Origin of the sequence: Kineococcus siccus, from assembly GCF_009906795.1 — a bacterium.
Classification (GTDB): Bacteria; Actinomycetota; Actinomycetes; order Actinomycetales; family Kineococcaceae; genus Kineococcus; species Kineococcus siccus.
Genome location: NZ_JAAALN010000091.1, coordinates 1 through 16,087, shown reverse-complemented (window position 1 = coordinate 16,087; position 16,087 = coordinate 1). Strand labels below are relative to the sequence as shown.

16 protein-coding genes are annotated in these 16,087 nt (G+C 75.4%); 9 read left to right on the top strand and 7 right to left on the bottom strand.

What is annotated here, in order from left to right; all coding sequences use genetic code 11:
• Positions 1-54 precede the first annotated feature (54 nt).
• The 3 genes from GTR02_RS11705 (at position 55) to GTR02_RS11695 (ending at position 2,317) form a co-directional block, all read left to right on the top strand.
• The gene (locus tag GTR02_RS11705; protein ID WP_166607676.1) at positions 55-384 is read left to right on the top strand and encodes a hypothetical protein; all 330 of its coding nucleotides are present in this window, start codon (positions 55-57) and stop codon (positions 382-384) included.
• Between the two features lie 141 nt (positions 385-525).
• Positions 526-1,269, top strand: a complete 744-nt coding sequence (locus GTR02_RS11700; protein WP_166607675.1) for an ANTAR domain-containing protein — start codon at positions 526-528, stop codon at positions 1,267-1,269.
• Positions 1,270-1,279: 10 nt separating this feature from the next.
• Positions 1,280-2,317 (top strand): NAD-dependent epimerase/dehydratase family protein, encoded by a 1,038-nt coding sequence (locus GTR02_RS11695; RefSeq protein WP_166607674.1) that lies wholly within the window; start codon positions 1,280-1,282, stop codon positions 2,315-2,317.
• A 50-nt stretch (positions 2,318-2,367) separates the two neighbouring features.
• On the opposite strand, the gene GTR02_RS11690 is transcribed toward GTR02_RS11695, so the two are convergent.
• The 5 genes from GTR02_RS11690 to GTR02_RS11670 all read right to left on the bottom strand — a co-directional run bounded on the left by GTR02_RS11690 (position 2,368) and on the right by GTR02_RS11670 (position 7,138).
• Entirely contained in the window at positions 2,368-3,117 is a 750-nt protein-coding gene (locus GTR02_RS11690; RefSeq protein WP_166607673.1) for a sigma-70 family RNA polymerase sigma factor, read from the bottom strand.
• 66 nt (positions 3,118-3,183) lie between these two features.
• Entirely contained in the window at positions 3,184-4,260 is a 1,077-nt protein-coding gene (locus GTR02_RS24420; RefSeq protein WP_166607672.1) for a glycosyltransferase, read from the bottom strand.
• Positions 4,257-4,679, bottom strand: a complete 423-nt coding sequence (locus GTR02_RS11680) for an ANTAR domain-containing response regulator (protein WP_166607671.1) — start codon at positions 4,677-4,679, stop codon at positions 4,257-4,259. Before GTR02_RS11680 ends, GTR02_RS24420 begins: the two co-directional genes overlap by 4 nt.
• A gap of 149 nt (positions 4,680-4,828) precedes the next feature.
• Entirely contained in the window at positions 4,829-5,884 is a 1,056-nt protein-coding gene (locus GTR02_RS11675) for an aldo/keto reductase (RefSeq protein WP_166607670.1), read from the bottom strand.
• A 24-nt stretch (positions 5,885-5,908) separates the two neighbouring features.
• Positions 5,909-7,138, bottom strand: a complete 1,230-nt coding sequence (locus tag GTR02_RS11670; RefSeq protein WP_166607669.1) for a CAP domain-containing protein — start codon at positions 7,136-7,138, stop codon at positions 5,909-5,911.
• Positions 7,139-7,553: 415 nt separating this feature from the next.
• Between GTR02_RS11670 and GTR02_RS23125 the strand changes: the two genes are divergently transcribed.
• From GTR02_RS23125 to GTR02_RS11645, 5 genes are all read left to right on the top strand, one after another.
• On the top strand, positions 7,554-8,906 hold the full coding sequence (locus tag GTR02_RS23125) for an extracellular solute-binding protein (protein WP_338073759.1): 1,353 nt from the start codon (positions 7,554-7,556) through the stop codon (positions 8,904-8,906).
• Positions 8,907-8,958: 52 nt separating this feature from the next.
• Positions 8,959-9,900, top strand: coding sequence for a carbohydrate ABC transporter permease (locus tag GTR02_RS11660; RefSeq protein ID WP_338073758.1), 942 nt, complete (start codon positions 8,959-8,961; stop codon positions 9,898-9,900).
• Complete coding sequence (locus GTR02_RS11655; protein ID WP_166607667.1) at positions 9,900-10,814, top strand: carbohydrate ABC transporter permease; 915 nt, start codon at positions 9,900-9,902, stop codon at positions 10,812-10,814. The genes GTR02_RS11660 and GTR02_RS11655 overlap by 1 nt, the downstream gene beginning before the upstream one ends.
• 1 nt (position 10,815) lies before the next feature.
• Positions 10,816-12,369 (top strand): alpha-L-arabinofuranosidase C-terminal domain-containing protein, encoded by a 1,554-nt coding sequence (locus tag GTR02_RS11650; protein ID WP_166607666.1) that lies wholly within the window; start codon positions 10,816-10,818, stop codon positions 12,367-12,369.
• 73 nt (positions 12,370-12,442) lie between these two features.
• Complete coding sequence (locus tag GTR02_RS11645; protein ID WP_166607665.1) at positions 12,443-13,771, top strand: ATP-binding protein; 1,329 nt, start codon at positions 12,443-12,445, stop codon at positions 13,769-13,771.
• Here the strand turns inward: GTR02_RS11645 and GTR02_RS11640 are convergent.
• Complete coding sequence (locus GTR02_RS11640) at positions 13,762-14,142, bottom strand: helix-turn-helix domain-containing protein (RefSeq protein WP_166607664.1); 381 nt, start codon at positions 14,140-14,142, stop codon at positions 13,762-13,764. The two genes, GTR02_RS11645 and GTR02_RS11640, sit on opposite strands and share 10 nt — an antisense overlap.
• A gap of 143 nt (positions 14,143-14,285) precedes the next feature.
• On the bottom strand, positions 14,286-14,984 hold the full coding sequence (locus tag GTR02_RS11635) for an HAD-IA family hydrolase (RefSeq protein WP_166607663.1): 699 nt from the start codon (positions 14,982-14,984) through the stop codon (positions 14,286-14,288).
• A 34-nt stretch (positions 14,985-15,018) separates the two neighbouring features.
• On the opposite strand from GTR02_RS11635, the gene GTR02_RS11630 reads away from it, so the two are divergent.
• Positions 15,019-16,038, top strand: coding sequence for an NAD(P)-dependent oxidoreductase (locus tag GTR02_RS11630; RefSeq protein ID WP_205709099.1), 1,020 nt, complete (start codon positions 15,019-15,021; stop codon positions 16,036-16,038).
• The last annotated feature ends 49 nt before the right edge of the window (positions 16,039-16,087 follow it).

The following is a 16,087-nucleotide window of genomic DNA, read 5'->3' as shown; positions in this document are numbered from 1 at the left end:
TCGCGAGACCGCCCGCCGCGCACCGCGTTGCCGCTCGCCGCACCCTGTGGTGGCATGGATCCGGCAGGACAGGACGCAGCCCACCACGGTCCGCGTCCTCCCGAGTTCGAGGACGAGTTCGAGGTCGCCGTGAACAGCATCCGCAACGCCCAGCCCGGCCAGCGCGTGATCGACCTGCGCGCGGCCCCCACCGGTGCACCGCTCCTGGCGGAGCTGCGCGCCGCCTACGACGAACGGCTCGACCTGCTCGAGGTCGCCGCCGACGACGAGGCCCTGGCCGAGAACGCCGCGCGCGTCGACTCCCTCGAGGCGCGCTGCCGCGCGCCGCGCCCGGTGCTGCGCCGCCGGCGCTCGGGGCCGGACCCCGCCACGTTCCTGGGCTGAACCCCCGGGCTGACCCCGGCGAGGTGAGGGCCCGCCGCGCGCACCGGCACGCCCGCTGGCAGGGTGGAGGACCCACCCGGCTGCGGACGCCGGTCGCCGACCGCCCGCCGCGCACCGGGGGTGGCCGCTGGAGGGGGACGCGTGCAGGAACCAGGCGTCGACGGGCTCGTGGCGGCCGAGGTGGCCGCCGCCATGGACGACGTGGCGCAGGTGCTGGCCGCGCACGGGGAGCCGCTCGACCTCGCCGACCGCCTCGTGCGGCACTGCCGGCAGCTCCTGGGCGCCGACGCCGTCGGTCTCGTCGTGGACGACGGGACGGGCTCGCTGGGCCTCCTCGCGTGCACCTCGGACGAGGCGCGCAGCGTCGAGCTCGTCCAGCTCACCACCCAGCAGGGTCCCTGCGTGGAGTGCTTCCGCACCGCCTCCCCCGGCGCCTCGCCCGACCCGGAGGACATGCGGCGACGCTGGCCGGACTTCGCCCGCACCGCCGTCGCCCAGGGCATCAGCGCCGTCCACACGGTCCCGCTGACGACGCCCGAGCGCACCATCGGGGCGCTGAACCTGTTCCTGCACCGCCCGGGCCTCCTCTCGACCGCGCAGGCCGACGTCGTGCGCGCCCTGGCGTCGTTCGGGGCCGTCGGGCTCAGCCAGCTCGAGCACGTGGCGCAGGGTCGCCGCGTGCAGGCCCAGCTGCAGGAGGCGCTGGCGAGCCGCGTGGTCCTGGAGCAGGCCAAGGGGGTGCTGGCCGAACGCCACCGCGTCCACCCCGACCACGCCTTCGACCAGCTCCGCAAGCGGGCGCGCAGCAGCCGGCGCCCGCTGCGCGAGGTGGCCCAGGAGGTCCTGGACGGGCTTGCGGGGGTTGCCCCGCCGCAGGTGGGGTAGGCATGGACCCATGCGCATCGCCATCACCGGAGCCTCCGGCAACGTCGGGACCGCCCTGCTGCGCCGGCTGGCCGGCACGGACCACGACGTGGTCGGTCTCTGCCGCCGCCCCCCCGCCGACGCGGGCGCGCCCTACGACGGCGTCGAGTGGGTCGCGTGCGACGTGGCCGCAGACGCGGGGGCCCTGCGGACGGCCTTCGAGGGCTGCGACGTCGTCGTCCACCTCGCCTGGCTGATCCAGCCGGGGCGCCGCCCCGCGGAGCTGACGCGCGTCAACGTCGGCGGGTCGAAGGCGGTCGTGGCGGCGGCCCTCGCCGCGGGCGTCGGCCACCTCGTGCACGTCTCGTCGGTCGGCACCTACGCCCAGCACCCGCACGACGACTCGCGCGTCGACGAGTCGTGGTCGGCGGCCGGCATCGCCGGGTCGCAGTACTCCCGCGAGAAGGCCGCGGTCGAGGCCCACCTCGACGAGGTGGAGCGCGCCCACCCCGAGCTGACCGTCGCCCGGGTCCGGCCGGCCCTGGTGTTCCAGCGCGACGCCGGCAGCGAGATCGCCCGCTACTTCGTCGGCGCGCTGGCGCCGACCCGCCTGCTGCGCCGGATCCCGCTGCCCGTCCTGCCCCTGCCCCGCCGGCTGCGGGTGCAGCTGGTGCACGCCGACGACCTGGCCGACGCGCTCGTCCGCGTCGTCGAGGCCCGCGCGGGCGGTCCCTTCAACGTGGCCGACGAGCCCGTGCTCGGCGGCCGCGACCTCGCGCTGGCGATGCGGGCCGGCCGGATCGTGCCGGTCGACCGCCGGGTGGCCCGGGCCGCGGTGAAGGCGACCTACCTCGCCCACGTCCACCCGGTGCAGGAGGGCTGGCTGGACCTCGCCCTGGGGGTGCCGCTGCTGAACACCGACCGCATCCGCAGCGAGCTGGGCTGGGCACCGCGGCACTCCTCGGGCGAGGCCCTGCGCGAGCTCCTGGAGGGGATGTCCGAGCACACCGGCACCGGGTCGGCCCCGCTGCGCGCCCGGCGCGCCACGAGCTCCCGCACCGGCGTGTGAGGCCGGCGGGGGTCCAGGCGGAGGCCCAGGCGGGGGCCCCGGCGGGACGCTCAGGCGGCGAGCTGGTTGCGCAGCCGGCCGAGGCAGGAGGTCAGCAGCCGCGAGACCTGCATCTGGGTCACGCCCAGCTCGTCGGCGATCTGCTGCTGGGTCGCGTCGCCGTAGAAGCGCAGCGCCAGCAGGCGCTGGTCGCGCGGGGCCAGGGCCGCCAGCAGGGGGCGCACGGCCGCGCCGTCGATGACGCCGCCGATGGCGTCGCCCTCGTCGGCGAGCGAGTCGGCCACGGTCGCCTCGCCGTCGCCACCGACCGGGGTGTCGATCGACATGGCGGAGTAGGCGGCGGACGCGCGGCGGACCTCGCGCAGCTCCGCGACCGACGTGCCGAGGCGCTCCGCGAGAGCCTCGTCGGTGGGCGCGGAGTCCAGCTCCTGCTGCAGCTCCTGCTCCGCCACGACGAGCAGCGCGCGCAGCTCCTGCAGGCGCCGCGGCGGGCGGATGTCCCAGCCGTGGTCGCGGAAGTGCCGGCGGATCTCCCCGGTGATGGTGGGGACCGCGTACGCGGTGAAGGAGTTGCCCTCCTCCGGCCGGAACCCGTGCGCCGCCTTGACCAGGCCCAGGCACGCGACCTGGACCAGGTCGTCGAGCGACTCCCCGCGGTCGCGGTAGCGCAGGGCGAGCGACCGGGCGAGGGAGAGGTGCGCGAGGACCAGCTCGTCGGGGTCCGTCGGGCCGGTGACCCCCGGCGTCGCGCCGGGCGACGACGGGGAGCTGGACGGCGCCAGACGCCGGGTGGGGTGCATGGGTCCTCCGGGAGTGGTCACGGAGTGGCTCGCTTCTCGACCACCGCGGCCTAGCAGAGCACCGAGTCAGGCGGTGCGCGAGTCGGGCGTCCCCGCGAGGGCGGCCGAGCACTCCTGCACCGCACGCAGGACGCGGTCGGCCGCGAACCGCGAGCGCAGGCGGTCCGCGCCGGCCACTCCGTAGGCGCTGCAGCGGAAACCGTCGTGCAGCGTCGCGAGCGTGGTCCGCGCGACGGAGCGCTCGTCGCCCGTGCCGAAGAGCGCTCCCGTGACGCCCGGGACCACGACGTCGGCCGCGGCCTGACGGGCGGGGGCGAGGACGGCCCGCCCGCGCGCCATCGCCGCGAGCGGCACGCGCGTGGCGTCGGTGGAGTTGCCCGGGTCGAGGACGGCGGTGGCGGCGTCGAGCTGCTCGCGCAGGGCGCTGCCCTCGACCTCTCCCGCCCACTCGACGCGGTCGGCCACGCCGAGGCGGTCCGCGCCCGCCCGCAGGGCCCGGGCGGGGGCGTCGTCGGGCGAGCCCGTGACGCTGACCCGCAGGTCCCGGTCCTCCACGACGCTGCGCAGCAGCCCGCCGAGCACCGTCCGGCTCCACGGGGCGCCGCCGAGGACGAGCAGGCGCGGGGCGCCGGAGGGGTCGACCGGGTGCGCGCCGCCGTCCTGCGCGGCGAGCTCGTGGGCGCTCAGGGCCTCGAGCAGCGCCTCGACGGCCGGGACCCCGGTGAGCGGGCGGAGCAGGTCGGCGTGCGCGGCGGACGGCGCGAGCACCGCGTCGGCTCCCCGGGCCAGCGCGGCCACGGAGCGGTGCGTGCTCCCGTCCAGGGGCAGACCGGCGAGCGCGACGCGGGCCAGCACGGGAGGCCCGCCGAGGCGCCGCGCGGCGAGGGCGGCCGCGGCCGCGGGCACGTCGAGCGCCTGGACGACGTCGTGCTCCCGCGCCAGCTCCACGAGGTCGCTGCCGTGCCCGGCCGCGCCGCGCAGCAGGTCGTCGGGCGACGCGGCCTGCACGGGCGGCAGCACGGAGACGGTCGCCCCGGTCGCCGCCGCGAGCGCGGGCGCGAGGTCGCCGGGCAGGGCGGCGAGGGCGTGCCGGGCGCCGTCGGCGGGGTCGCTGTGCAGCACGAGCGGCCGCGGGGCGCTCACGACGTGCCGCCCCAGTCGCGCTGCAGCAGCCCGCCGCCGCACGCGCGAACGGCCGGCAGGTCGGCGAGCAGCGCGGACGCGAGGTCGTACAGCTTGACGTTGTGGGTCTGCGAGATCTGCGACAGCTCGCGGAAGGCCTGGTCCTCGTCGTGCCCGGTCATGGCCATGACGACACCCTTCGCGAGGTCGATGGTGGGACGGCGGGACAGCGCGGCGCGCAGCTGGAGCACCTCCTCCCGCAGCCGGTCCAGCTCCTCGTGCAGGGCCGCGTTCTCCGCGGCCAGGTCCCGCGTCGCGCCGCCGTTCGTGGCGTCGCCGTTCGTCGCGTCGCCGGGCGGGGCGCCGCGGGAGGACCGGTCTCCGCCCTCCGCCGGGAGGACCTGCGGGCCGGGGAGACCGGGCTGACTGCTGCCGTGCATGGTGCGGAGACCTCCGGAGGATCGCGCCGCTGCACGTGCTGCAGCGGACGGTCCGCGGTGGCGAGGTCTGGGCCGCGCGTCCCTCCGAGGATCCTAGGGCCGCGCGGCCAGGACGCCCGTCGAACCGCGGGGAGCCTCCGGGCGCCCCGTCAGGCCCCCAGGTGCGGCCCCAGCAGGGAGAGGTCGGCCGCGCTCAGCCGGTCCGCCGCCGTGGCCGCCTGGTGCCAGTGCGGGTAGCGCAGCGGCTCCGCGCTCACCTCGTCGAGGCGCCGGCGCTCCTCGGCGTCGAGGACGAGGTCCGCCGCCGCGAGGTTGTCCGCCAACTGCTCGTCGGTGCGCGCGCCGATCACCAGCGACGTGACCCCCGGACGGCCCAGCAGCCACGCGAGCGCCACCTGCGCCGCCGAGACGCCGTGCGCCTGCGCGACGTCGACGAGGACGTCGACCACGTCGTACAGCTTCTCCTCATCGTGCACGGGGGGCTCGTTCCACTCCCCCAGGTGCCGCGAGCCCGCGGGCGCCTCGACCCCGCGGCGGTACTTGCCGGACAGCAGCCCGCCGGCGAGCGGGCTCCAGACGAGGATGCCCACCTCCTGGTCCAGGGACAGCGGGACCAGCTCGGCCTCGGCGTCGCGGGCCTGCAGCGTGTAGTGGATCTGCTGGCTCACGTAGCGCTGGTAGGCGTGGGCGTCGGCCGTGGCGAGCGCCTTCATCAGCTGCCAGCCCGTGAAGTTGGACGCGCCGACGTAGCGGACCTTGCCCGAGCGCACGAGCGTGTCGAGCGCCTCCAGCGTCTCCTCCAGCGGGGTCTGACCGTCCCACTCGTGGATCTGGTAGAGGTCGATGTGGTCGGTGCGCAGCCGCCGCAGGCTGCGCTCGGCCGAGCGCACCAGGTGGTGGCGGGAGGCGCCCCCGTCGTTGGCGCCCGGCCCGACCACCATGCGGGCCTTGGTGGCGAGCAGGACGTCGTCGCGGCGGCCCTCGAGGACCTCGCCGGTGATCTCCTCGCTCAGGCCGTCGGAGTACATGTCCGCGGTGTCGAAGAGCGTGACGCCCGCCTCCAGGGCCATGTCCACCTGCCGGCGCGCCTGCGCCACGTCGGCGGAACCGACCGCGGCGAAGGCGCCCGCCCCGCCGAACGTCATCGTCCCCAGGGTGAGCGTCGAGACCCGCAGTCCCGACCGGCCGAGCCGTCGGTGTTCCATGCTCCGCGACCCTACGCCCGCCGCTCAGCCGAGGGTGGTCTGCTTCGTCGACCAGGAGTAGGTGAGCGAGCCGCCCTGGAAGTCCTGCCGGACGCCGCCCGCGACGGGGTGCTCCGCGCCGCGCGGGAACCCCAGGCGCCCGGTCTCCCAGCCGCTGCGCGCCCACGCGTCCCGCAGGGCACCGCGGACCACGTGGGTGCCGGTCGCGGCGCTGAAGTAGACCGACCCGCCCTGGAAGTGGGTGAAGGCACCGCCCCGCACGGGGGTGTCGCCGTGCGTCGGCAGCCCGAGGAAGCCGGTCTCGAAGCCCGTGGCGCCGTAGGCGTCGAGGATGGCGCCCCGCACGACCTGCGCGCCCGTGCCCGGGCCCGCGTAGACGATCCCGCCCTGGAAGCGCTGGGCGGTGCCACCGCGGATGCCGAACTCGCCCGAGGTCGGGTACCCGAGCCCGTTCTCCCAGCCGGTCGCGGCCCAGCGGTCGCGCACGGGGCCGCGGACGGCGTGGACGCCGCCGGGGCCGGCGTAGAGCGAACCGCCCTGGAAGTGCTGGCCGAGACCGCCGGCCCGCAGCGGACCGAACTCCGGCCCCGTCGGCAGGCCCAGGGGCCCGACGTTCGCGCCCTGGGCGCGGTAGGCGCCGAGCAGGGCGCCGCGGACCGGGACGCCCGCGTAGCTCTGCGAGCCGTCGCCGTTGGAGCGGACGAGCGCCGTGGCGGGCCGGGCGCTGCCGAAGTCCACGACCCAGTAGGAGCGCCACACCTCGCGCCCGCCCGAGGTGGTGCGGGTGTAGACGGTGCCGATGCCCGCGGTGGCGAACTTGCGGTCCAGCAGGACGGAGCGGTGCGGCGGCGAGCCCATCCAGCTCCGCACGGCCAGGTCCCCGTTCTCCAGGCCCTTGCTGTCAGGGTTGGACATGTCGGCCGTGGCGACGATCTCGCCCCACTGCCCGTACCCGGCCAGCAGCGCGCCCAGGTCGGGGTTGTGCTTCATGCCGTCGCCCTGGCCCAGGCGGTCGGCCCAGCGCTGCGCGACGGCGTCGAGCCCGGCGTCCAGCTGCAGCGGGGCGACGCCCACGGCGGCGCGCTGGGCGTTCAGGCCCGCGAGGATCTGCTGCTCCTGCGTGGCCGCCGGCACGACGGGGGCCAGGACCTCGGCCGCGGCGGCGGACGGGGCCAGGGCGAGCTGGGCGCCGGGCAGGAGCAGCAGGGCGGCGAGCAGCGGCGTCAGGAGGCGGGGGCAGCGGATCGACGGCATGCCCAGTGCATCGACCCCGGGCTGCTGTGACCCCAGACGCCGACCGGGGACCGCCGTGCGCACGCCTGGCGCCACGGTGGGTGACGACAGCGGGGATCCCGACGGCCGGCACGCCCGGACGGGTGACCGACCGGGTGACGCGGCCCCCGCGGGCGGCCCCGGTGGTCCGCCCGGTCGTCACCCCCGCGGGCGGGGCCGCCGCGTCGCGCGGGCGCCGCTGACCTGCGGCGCGAACTCTATGCAGCGTTGCAAAGCAGGTGCTAGCGTCCCGCCCATCCCGACGGGAGCGCCGGGTGCCCACCCTGTGCACCGGAGCACGGGCAGCACCCCCGCCCCCGCCGCCGCACCACCGCACCACCGGCCGAGACTCGGCCGCACCCACTCCACGGCCAACGAGGGCAGGGATCGAACTCGCGTGAACACTTCTCCTTCGGCAGGTGGCCTGTCGCGCCGGTCGCTGCTGCGCGGCGGACTCGCCGCGGGCGGCCTCGGTGCCGCCGCCACGCTCTCCGGCTGCAGCTCGCCGCTCGCGGCCGGCCTCGCGGGGACGCCCCTGAACCCCGAGACGCTCACCTTCTGGAACCTCTTCGGCGGCGGTGACGGGGTCCGGCTGCAGACGATGCTCGACAAGTACGCGGCCGACACCGGCCCGGGCTCGCTGCAGTCCGCCACCTTCGCGTGGGGCAACCCGTACTACACGAAGGTGTCGCTGGCCACGATCGGCGACAAGCCGCCGGACGTCGCGGTCGCGCACCTGACCCGGGCGTCCAACCTGGCCGAGGCGGGGCTGCTGACCCCGATCACCGCCGAGATGCTGAGCCTCGTGGACCTGACCTCCGCCGACTTCAACCAGAAGGTGTGGGAGGCGCAGAAGGTCGCCGGCCAGGACTGGGTGGTCCCGCTCGACACCCACCCCTTCGTGATGTTCTACAACGTCGACGTCTGCGAGAAGGCGGGTCTGCTCGGCCCCGACGGGAAGCTGGCCCCCATCGAGGGGCAGGAGGCCTTCGCGGCCGCCCTGACGGCCGCCAAGCAGGCCACCGGCGGCGTCGGGCTCAGCGTGGCCAACATCAACGAGTTCGCGACCCCGTGGCGCTTCTTCCAGACGCTGTACTCCCAGCGCGAGGGGGCGACGCAGTTCCTGTCCGAGTCGGGCACCGAGATCACCATGAACGACGACCTGGTCGTCTCGACCCTGGAGTACATCGCCAAGCTGGCGCAGGACGGGCTGATCAACAAGGCGTCGGACTACGCCGGCAGCCAGACGGAGATGTTCACGGGCAAGTCGGCCTTCTACCTGCAGGGCGAGTGGGAGATCACGACGGCCCAGGGCATCGAGGGCCTGCGCTTCGGCATGGTCCCCGTGCCCACGATCTTCGACAAGCCGGCCGCCCAGGCCGACTCGCACACCTTCATCCTGCCGAGGATGGAGCGCACCGAGGCGCAGATGCAGCGCGCCATGGGCTTCATCAAGTCGATGCTCGACCAGAGCATGACGTGGGCGCAGGGCGGTCACGTCCCGAGCTACCTGCCCACGCTGGAGAGCGCCGAGTACAAGGCGCTCGAGCCCCAGGCCGACTACTCCGCCGCCGCCGACGTGGCCGAGTACGACTCCCCCGCCTGGTACTCCGGCTCGGGCTCCAACTTCGAGACCATCGTCGGGGCCGCGATCGGCCTCGTCCAGCAGGGCCTCTCGAGCCCCCAGGACGCCCTGGCCAGCATGCGCTCGCAGCTGGAGACCTACGCGAACACGGCGAACCCGCTGTGAGCGCCGTGCGGACCGCCGCGAACACCACCCCCGCCCCTCTGGAGGTCTCCCGGTGAGCACCCCGACCATCGCGCCGCTGCGCGGCCCGGCCGTCAGCTCCAAGCAGCAGGGCGGCGTGGGCTTCCCGGAGAACAAGCCCGCGTGGCTGTTCCTCGCACCCTTCGGGATCTTCTTCGTCCTGTTCCTGGTCGCCCCGACCGTCTACATGTTCATCTCGAGCTTCTTCAACACGAGCATCGCCAAGTCGGGGCTCGGCAGCTTCGCCGGGTTCGCGAACTACCAGGAGATGCTCACCAAGCCCGAGTTCTGGTCGAGCATGTGGCACACGCTGCAGTTCACCCTCTACACGACCCCGCCGCTGGTCGTGCTCGCCTTCGTCTTCGCGGTCCTGGCCAACCGGGTCCGCCGCGGGCAGTGGTTCTTCCGGCTCGCGTTCTTCGTGCCCTTCATCCTGCCGTCGGCGACCATCTCGCTGATCTGGGTGTTCATCTTCGCCCCGACCAACGGCCTCTTCGCGCAGCTCCAGACCTGGCTCGGCAACGCGATCCCGACCCCGGTCCTGGCGGACCCGAGCAGCGCCATGATCGGCATCGCGGTCGCCACGATCTGGTGGACCCTGGGCTTCAACTTCATCCTGTACCTGGCGGGACTGCAGGACATCCCGCGGGAGCTGTACGAGGCGGCCGCGATCGACGGCACGACGCCCTGGCAGCAGATCCGCTACATCACCATCCCGCTGCTCAGCCGGACGACCTCGCTCGTGGTCGTGCTGCAGATCATCGCGAGCCTGAAGGTCTTCGACCAGGTCTACCTGATGACCTCCGGCGGGCCCGGCACGTCGACGCAGGTCGCCCTCGGCCTCATCACCAACACCGCCTTCACCGACTTCCGCAGCGGTGCGGCGTCGGCCGCCTCGGTGCTGCTCTTCATCGTCATCCTCGCGATCGCGATCATCCGGCAGCTGCTCGAGCGCAACCAGGAGAGGACCGCCTGATGGCCACCACCACGGTCGGAGGGGGCCGCAAGGGCTCCGGCGTCTCGGCCGCCGCCCCGGCGGCGCGCGGGGCGCAGAACTCGTCGCAGAACTCCACCCGCACCTTCAACATCGTGTGCGGCGTCGTCCTGGGCGTCTTCGCGATCATCTGGCTGATCCCGAGCCTGTGGGCGCTCAAGACGTCGCTGACGTCGAACGCCGTCTCGGCCCTCGGCACCCCGGCGATCCTGGCGGACACCAGCCCGACGCTGGCCTCGTACCTGACGCTCATGCGCGGCGGGGACATCTGGAACTGGTACCTGGCGAGCTTCATCACCTCGGCCGTGACCGTGGCGCTGACGCTGCTCTTCGGGTCCATGGCGGGTTACGCGCTCTCGAGGATGCGCTTCCGGGGACGGAACATCGTCTTCGCGCTCATGCTCGCCGGCATCATGATCCCCGGCACCGTGCTCGTCGTGCCGATCTTCGAGGGCCTCGGCGCCGTCAACCTGCTGAACACCTACTGGGCGGTCATCCTGCCCCAGGTGCCCGCGGTCATCGCGGTCTTCGTCTTCAAGCAGTTCTTCGACGGCCTGCCGGTGGAGATGGAGGAGGCCGCGCGCCTCGACGGCGCCGGGTACTGGCGGATCTACCGCTCGGTGATCATGCCGCTGTCCAAGCCCGTCCTCGCGGCCATGGGCATCCTCACGTTCGTCAACGTGTGGAACAACCTGCTCCTGCCGCTGTTCGTGGTGTCCAACCCGGACCTCATGACGATCCCCGTCGGCCTCGCGACCGTGCAGGGCTCGTTCGGGCAGCGCTACTCGGACATCCAGGCGTCCTCGATCATGGGCGCCCTGCCGCTGGTCATCCTCTTCCTCTTCTTCCAGAAGCGGATCGTCGAGGGCGTGGCCGGCACCGGCCTGAAGGGCTGACGTGCGCCTCACCCACCCGGCGCTGACCGGGGTCGTCGACCTCGACGTCGACGGCCCCGTCATCAGCCGCCACCTGTACGGGCACTTCGCCGAGCACCTCGGCCGGTGCATCTACGGCGGCTTCTGGGTGGGTGAGGACTCCGACGTCCCGAACACCGCCGGGCTGCGCGACGACGTCGTCGCGGCCCTGCGGGCGCTCGCCGTCCCGAACCTGCGCTGGCCCGGCGGCTGCTTCGCCGACGAGTACCACTGGCTGAACGGCGTCGGTCCGCGCGAGCAGCGCCCCACGATGGTCAACACCCACTGGGGCGACGTCGTGGAGGACAACTCCTTCGGCAGCCACGAGTTCCTGCACCTGTGCGAGCTGCTGGGCGCCGACCCCTACGTCGCGGGCAACGTCGGCAGCGGCACCGTCGCCGAGATGAGCGACTGGGTCGAGTACCTGACGCGCTCGGGCGACGCGCCCATGTCCCGCCTGCGCCAGCTGCACGGCCGCGACGAGCCGTGGCGGATCCCGTTCTGGGGCGTCGGCAACGAGCCGTGGGGCTGCGGCGGCCACATGACCGACGAGCAGTACGCGCGGCTCGCCGCCCAGTTCGCCACCTACTGCCGCGACCACGACGGCAACCGGCTCTACCGGATCGCCGCCGGCCCGCACCGCGACGACTACGCGTGGACCGAGACGCTGATGCGGTCCGTCGCCGCCCTGGGCGGCCGCCGCCACGAGCGCGGTGCGCCCTGGCAGGCGCTGTCCTTCCACTACTACACGCTGGGCGGCTCGCCCCAGAAGGCCGGCTCCGCGACGCGCTTCGACGTCGACGACTACCACCGCACGATGGTCGACGCCTGGCGCATGGACGAGATCGTCGCCGGGCACAGCCGCGTCATGGACGCCTACGACCCGCACGCGGAGATCGGTCTCGTCTGCGACGAGTGGGGCACCTGGTGGCAGGTCGAGGAGGGCACGAACCCGGGCTTCCTCTTCCAGCAGAACGCCCTGCGCGACGCCCTCGTGGCGGGAGTCCACCTCGACGTGTTCCACGCCCACGCACGCCGGCTCGTCATGGCCAACCTGGCGCAGACCGTCAACGTGCTGCAGGCCGTGCTGCTCACCGACGGCCCGGACCTGGTCCTCACCCCGACCTACCACGTGTTCGCGATGAACAAGGGGCACCAGGACGCGACGAGCCACCCCGTGCACGTGACGGCGGACGACGCCCGCCACGAGAGCGGCGCCGGCTCCTACCGGACCCTGACGACCTCGGTGAGCTCGCACACCGACGCATCCGGGACCGGGACCGCCCTGGTGTCGCTGACCAACCTCGACGTCGAGCGGCCCGCGACGGTGACGCTGGACCTGCGCGGCCGCGCGTGGACGGTGGGCGCCGCCACCCTGCTGACGGCCCCGACGCTGCAGGCGCACAACACCGCCGCCGACCCGCGGGCCGTGGCCCCGGTCGCCTTCGACGGCGCCCGCCGGGAGGGGACCTCGCTCGTCGTCGACCTCCCGCCGCACGCCTTCGCGACGGTCGAGCTGGCGCTCGCGCCCGCCTGAGCCGCCCGTCGGAGCACCCTCCTGCGCACCCGGCCCGTCGCCGCCGCGGCGCCGGGCAGGGTAGGACGGGGGGATGCACCCCGACGCCTCCCCGCCCGCGGCCGCCCCGCCGTCCCTCGCGGACCGGCTGGCGGGCGAGGCGCCCGCCGTCCGCCGCGCCCTGGCCGTGCTGGGTGAGCTGCTGACCGGCCAGACCTCCACGACCTCGACGGCGAGCGGCTTCCTCGAGGTGCACCTCGGCCGGCCGCACACGTCCCTCGTCGTGGAGCGCGTCGACCTCACCCACACCCAGTCGGTGTCGGTCGGCGCCGCCCTGGCCGACCTCGTGGCGGCCCACTCCGCGGTCCTCGGCCCCGTCGTCGACGACGAGGCGCCCACGTGGCACCGCATCGACCTCGACGGCGAGCACGTCTCGGTGCCCACCTCGGCCGCGGCCTTCTTCCCGGCGGGCACGGCCGCCGGGGCCGACGTCGTCGTGCAGCTGGTCGAGCACGACTACGAGCCCGAGCCCGCGTCGCTGCGCGTGCTCTCGCGCCCCGAGGACCACCCGGCCGCCCGCGCCCTCACCGACGAGGTGCTCGCGACCGCCCGCCGGGACAAGGGCTTCTACCGCGGGCGCGTGCTGCACGCCGACGCCCGACTGCCGCTGCGGCTGCAGCCGACGTCGCTCGGGCCGGGCGGCCGCGACGACCTCGTGCTGCCCGCCCACGTGTGGGCCGAGGTCGACGCGAACGTCGCGGCCCTGACGACCCGCGCTCCCCTGCTGCGCGACCTGGGCCTCGGCACGAACCGCGGCGTCCTGCTGGCCGGGCCGCCCGGCGTGGGCAAGAGCGCCCTGAGCCGGGTCGTGGCGCGCGAGCTCGCGGGCCGCTTCACCGTGATCATCGTCGACGCGGCCGCGGCCTCCTCGGTGCTGCGCCAGGTCTACCGCGAGACGTCCGACCTGGGGCCCTGCGTCGTCGTGCTGGAGGACGTCGACCTCTACCTCGGCGACCGCAAGGCGGGGGCGCGGGGCACGGCGCTCGCCGACCTGCTCGCCGTCCTGGACGGCACCGAGGTCTACACCGACGTCCTCACCATCGCCAGCACCAACGACCCCGGCGCGCTGGACGCCGCCGCGACGCGCTCGGCCCGCTTCGACGCGGTCCTCCAGCTCGACCCGCCGGACCCGACCGCGTGCGCGCGCATCCTCGACCGCTACCTCGGCGACGTCGCGGGCGACGCGGTCGACACCACGGCCGTCGCGGCCCGCCTGCCGCCCGGCGTCTCCGGCGCCGACCTGCGCGAGGTGGTGCGCCGCGCCGTGCTGTCGCACGGGCGCGACCTCACGACGCAGCGGCTCCTCGACGTCGTGGCGGACGGCCGGTGGCGGCCGTCCGCGCTCACGGGTCACTACCTCTGAGCGCCGCCGCGGCTCGCGGGGGTGCGCGCGGCGGCGACGGCGGCGGCCGTGCTGCTCACGCCGAAGGCGGCGCGGACGGCCACCAGGCGGGCCGCGACCTCGCCGAGGCTCAGGCCCAGGACCTCGGCGATGCCGGTCGCGGGCAGCCCCGTGCCCGCCAGCCGGAGCACGTCCTCGTCGCGGCGGCTGAGCGCGGGGAGCTCGCTCCCCCGTGCGCGGCAGGCCGCGGCCGGGCGAGGCCGGTGGCGCACGACGAGGCTCCCCCGCTCCCCGAGGTCGACGACGACCTCGTCGCGGACGGCGAGCTCGGCGAGCACGTCGGGCAGGGCGACGGGCCAGTCCGGGGCGCTGCTGGGCGGTGTGCGGTGCACGGCGACTCCTCCTCACCCGGTGGGTCGCACCCGCGGGAGCGGGTGCGCGGTCCCCGGGTGGGAGTCCCCGGCGGCCCGGACCTCACGGCCGCACGCATGTGGCGCTCGTCACACGGGGCGAGGCCGGGCGCGAGCCGTCCGCCTCAGCGCAGGCGGCCGGCCCGCAGCCGGAGGTCCGCACCACCCGCGACGTCCGCACCGTCCGCGCCCCGGACCCCGGCGGCCGCCTCCACGCGGTCCACCTCCCGCAGGTCGCGGACGACGACGTCGGCGTCGGTGGCGAGCGCGCGCTTCCCCACCCCCACGACGGCCGCCACACCGGCGGCCCGGGCGGCCGCGACCCCGGACGCGGCGTCCTCGACGACCACGCAGCGCCCCGGCTCGACACCGAGGAGGCGGGCCGCCAGCCGGTAGCCCTCGGGGTCCGGCTTGCCCACCCGCACGTCGTCGGCGGTGACCACGACGGCCGGGGCGGGGAGGCCGGCCGCGGCCAGGCGGGCCGTGGCCAGCGCCCGGGTCCCGGACGTGACGACGGCCCAGCGCCCGGCGGGCAGCGCCGCGGTCAGCTCCGCCGCCCCCGGCACCGCGGTCACCTCGGCCGCGGCCTCCAGCTCGTAGCGGTCGATGCGCTCGAGGGCCGCGGCCCGTCCCCGCGCGGCGACGAGCGCGGCGACGGTGTCGGCGGCGCGCCGGCCGTGCACCTGCGCCACGACCGCCACCGGGTCGAGCCCCTCGTCGCGCGACCACCGCGACCAGGCGGCGGTGACGCTGGCGTCGGAGTCGACGAGGACCCCGTCGCAGTCGAAGAGGACGGCCTCGGCCCGCAGCACCCGATCGCTCATGGCCCGAGCCTCGCAGAGCCGCCAGGATGGCCGGGTGACCGCCCAGCCCGTCGTCGTGCTCCGCCCGGCGCCCCAGCGCCTGGACCGCATCTTCACCCCGGGGGCCCTGGCCCGGCTGCACGAGCGGTTCGAGGTGGTCGACCTGTCCGGCGACGACGGCGAGGCGGCGCTCGACGCGGTGCTGCCGAGCGCGTTCGCCGTCGTCGGCCAGCCCGACCTGCCGGCCGGGCGGCTGGCCCGCGCGACGGAGCTGCGCGCGGTCGTGAACGTGGAGGGGAACTTCTTCCCCAACGTCGACTACGCGCAGGCGCACGCGCAGGGGGTCCGCGTCCTGGGCTGCGGGCCCGCCTACGCCGACGCCGTGGCCGAGATGGCCCTCGGGCTCGCCCTGGACCTGGCGCGCGGCATCAGCCGCGAGGACCGCGCGTTCCGGGCGGGGACCGAGCGCTACGTCGCCGCGGGGACCGCGGACGCGGTGCTGCTGCGCCACGCCGACGTCGGCCTCGTCGGCTACGGCAACCTCGGGCGCAGCCTGCGCCGCGTGCTCACCGGCTTCGACGCGACGATCCGCGCCTTCGACCCCTGGCTGCCGGCCGCGGTGCTTCGCGACGCGGGCGTGGAACCCGCCCCGCTCGCCGACGTGCTGTCCCGCAGCACCTTCGTGTTCGTCCTGGCGACCGTGACGGCGGAGTCGGAGCACCTGCTGGGGCCTGCGGAGCTCGACCTGCTGCCGGCGGGGGCACGCCTCGTGCTCGTCAGCCGGGCCGCGGTCGTCGACCTCGACGCCCTCCTCGACCGCGTGGCGGCCGGGAGGTTCCTCGCCGCCGTCGACGTCTGGCCGGTCGAGCCGCTGCCGCCGGGGCACCGCGCCCGCGCCCTCGAGGGCCTCGTGCTGTCGCCGCACCGGGCCGGCGGGATCCCCCAGGCCTTCGCCGCGATCGGCGACATGGTCTGCGACGACCTCGAGCTGCTCGCGGCCGGGCTGCCGCCCGTGCGGATGCAGGTCGCCGCACCCGAGCTCGTGGGCCGGTACCGCAACCGCCCGGTCGGCTAGGCCGGCGGGTCAGACCCCGCGCCGCCTCCGGCGTCGCCACCACCGGCGG

Bases quoted from the DNA above. Each gene is read 5' to 3' on its own strand.
- GTR02_RS11705 (WP_166607676.1), top strand. From the start codon at position 55: ATGGATCCGGCAGGACAGGACGCAGCCCACCACGGTCCGCGTCCTCCC.
- GTR02_RS11695 (WP_166607674.1), top strand. From the start codon at position 1,280: ATGCGCATCGCCATCACCGGAGCCTCCGGCAACGTCGGGACCGCCCTG.
- GTR02_RS11690 (WP_166607673.1), bottom strand. From the start codon at position 3,117: ATGCACCCCACCCGGCGTCTGGCGCCGTCCAGCTCCCCGTCGTCGCCC.
- GTR02_RS11680 (WP_166607671.1), bottom strand. From the start codon at position 4,679: ATGCACGGCAGCAGTCAGCCCGGTCTCCCCGGCCCGCAGGTCCTCCCG.
- GTR02_RS11675 (WP_166607670.1), bottom strand. From the start codon at position 5,884: ATGGAACACCGACGGCTCGGCCGGTCGGGACTGCGGGTCTCGACGCTC.
- GTR02_RS11670 (WP_166607669.1), bottom strand. From the start codon at position 7,138: ATGCCGTCGATCCGCTGCCCCCGCCTCCTGACGCCGCTGCTCGCCGCC.
- GTR02_RS11655 (WP_166607667.1), top strand. From the start codon at position 9,900: ATGGCCACCACCACGGTCGGAGGGGGCCGCAAGGGCTCCGGCGTCTCG.
- GTR02_RS11645 (WP_166607665.1), top strand. From the start codon at position 12,443: ATGCACCCCGACGCCTCCCCGCCCGCGGCCGCCCCGCCGTCCCTCGCG.
- GTR02_RS11635 (WP_166607663.1), bottom strand. From the start codon at position 14,984: ATGAGCGATCGGGTGCTGCGGGCCGAGGCCGTCCTCTTCGACTGCGAC.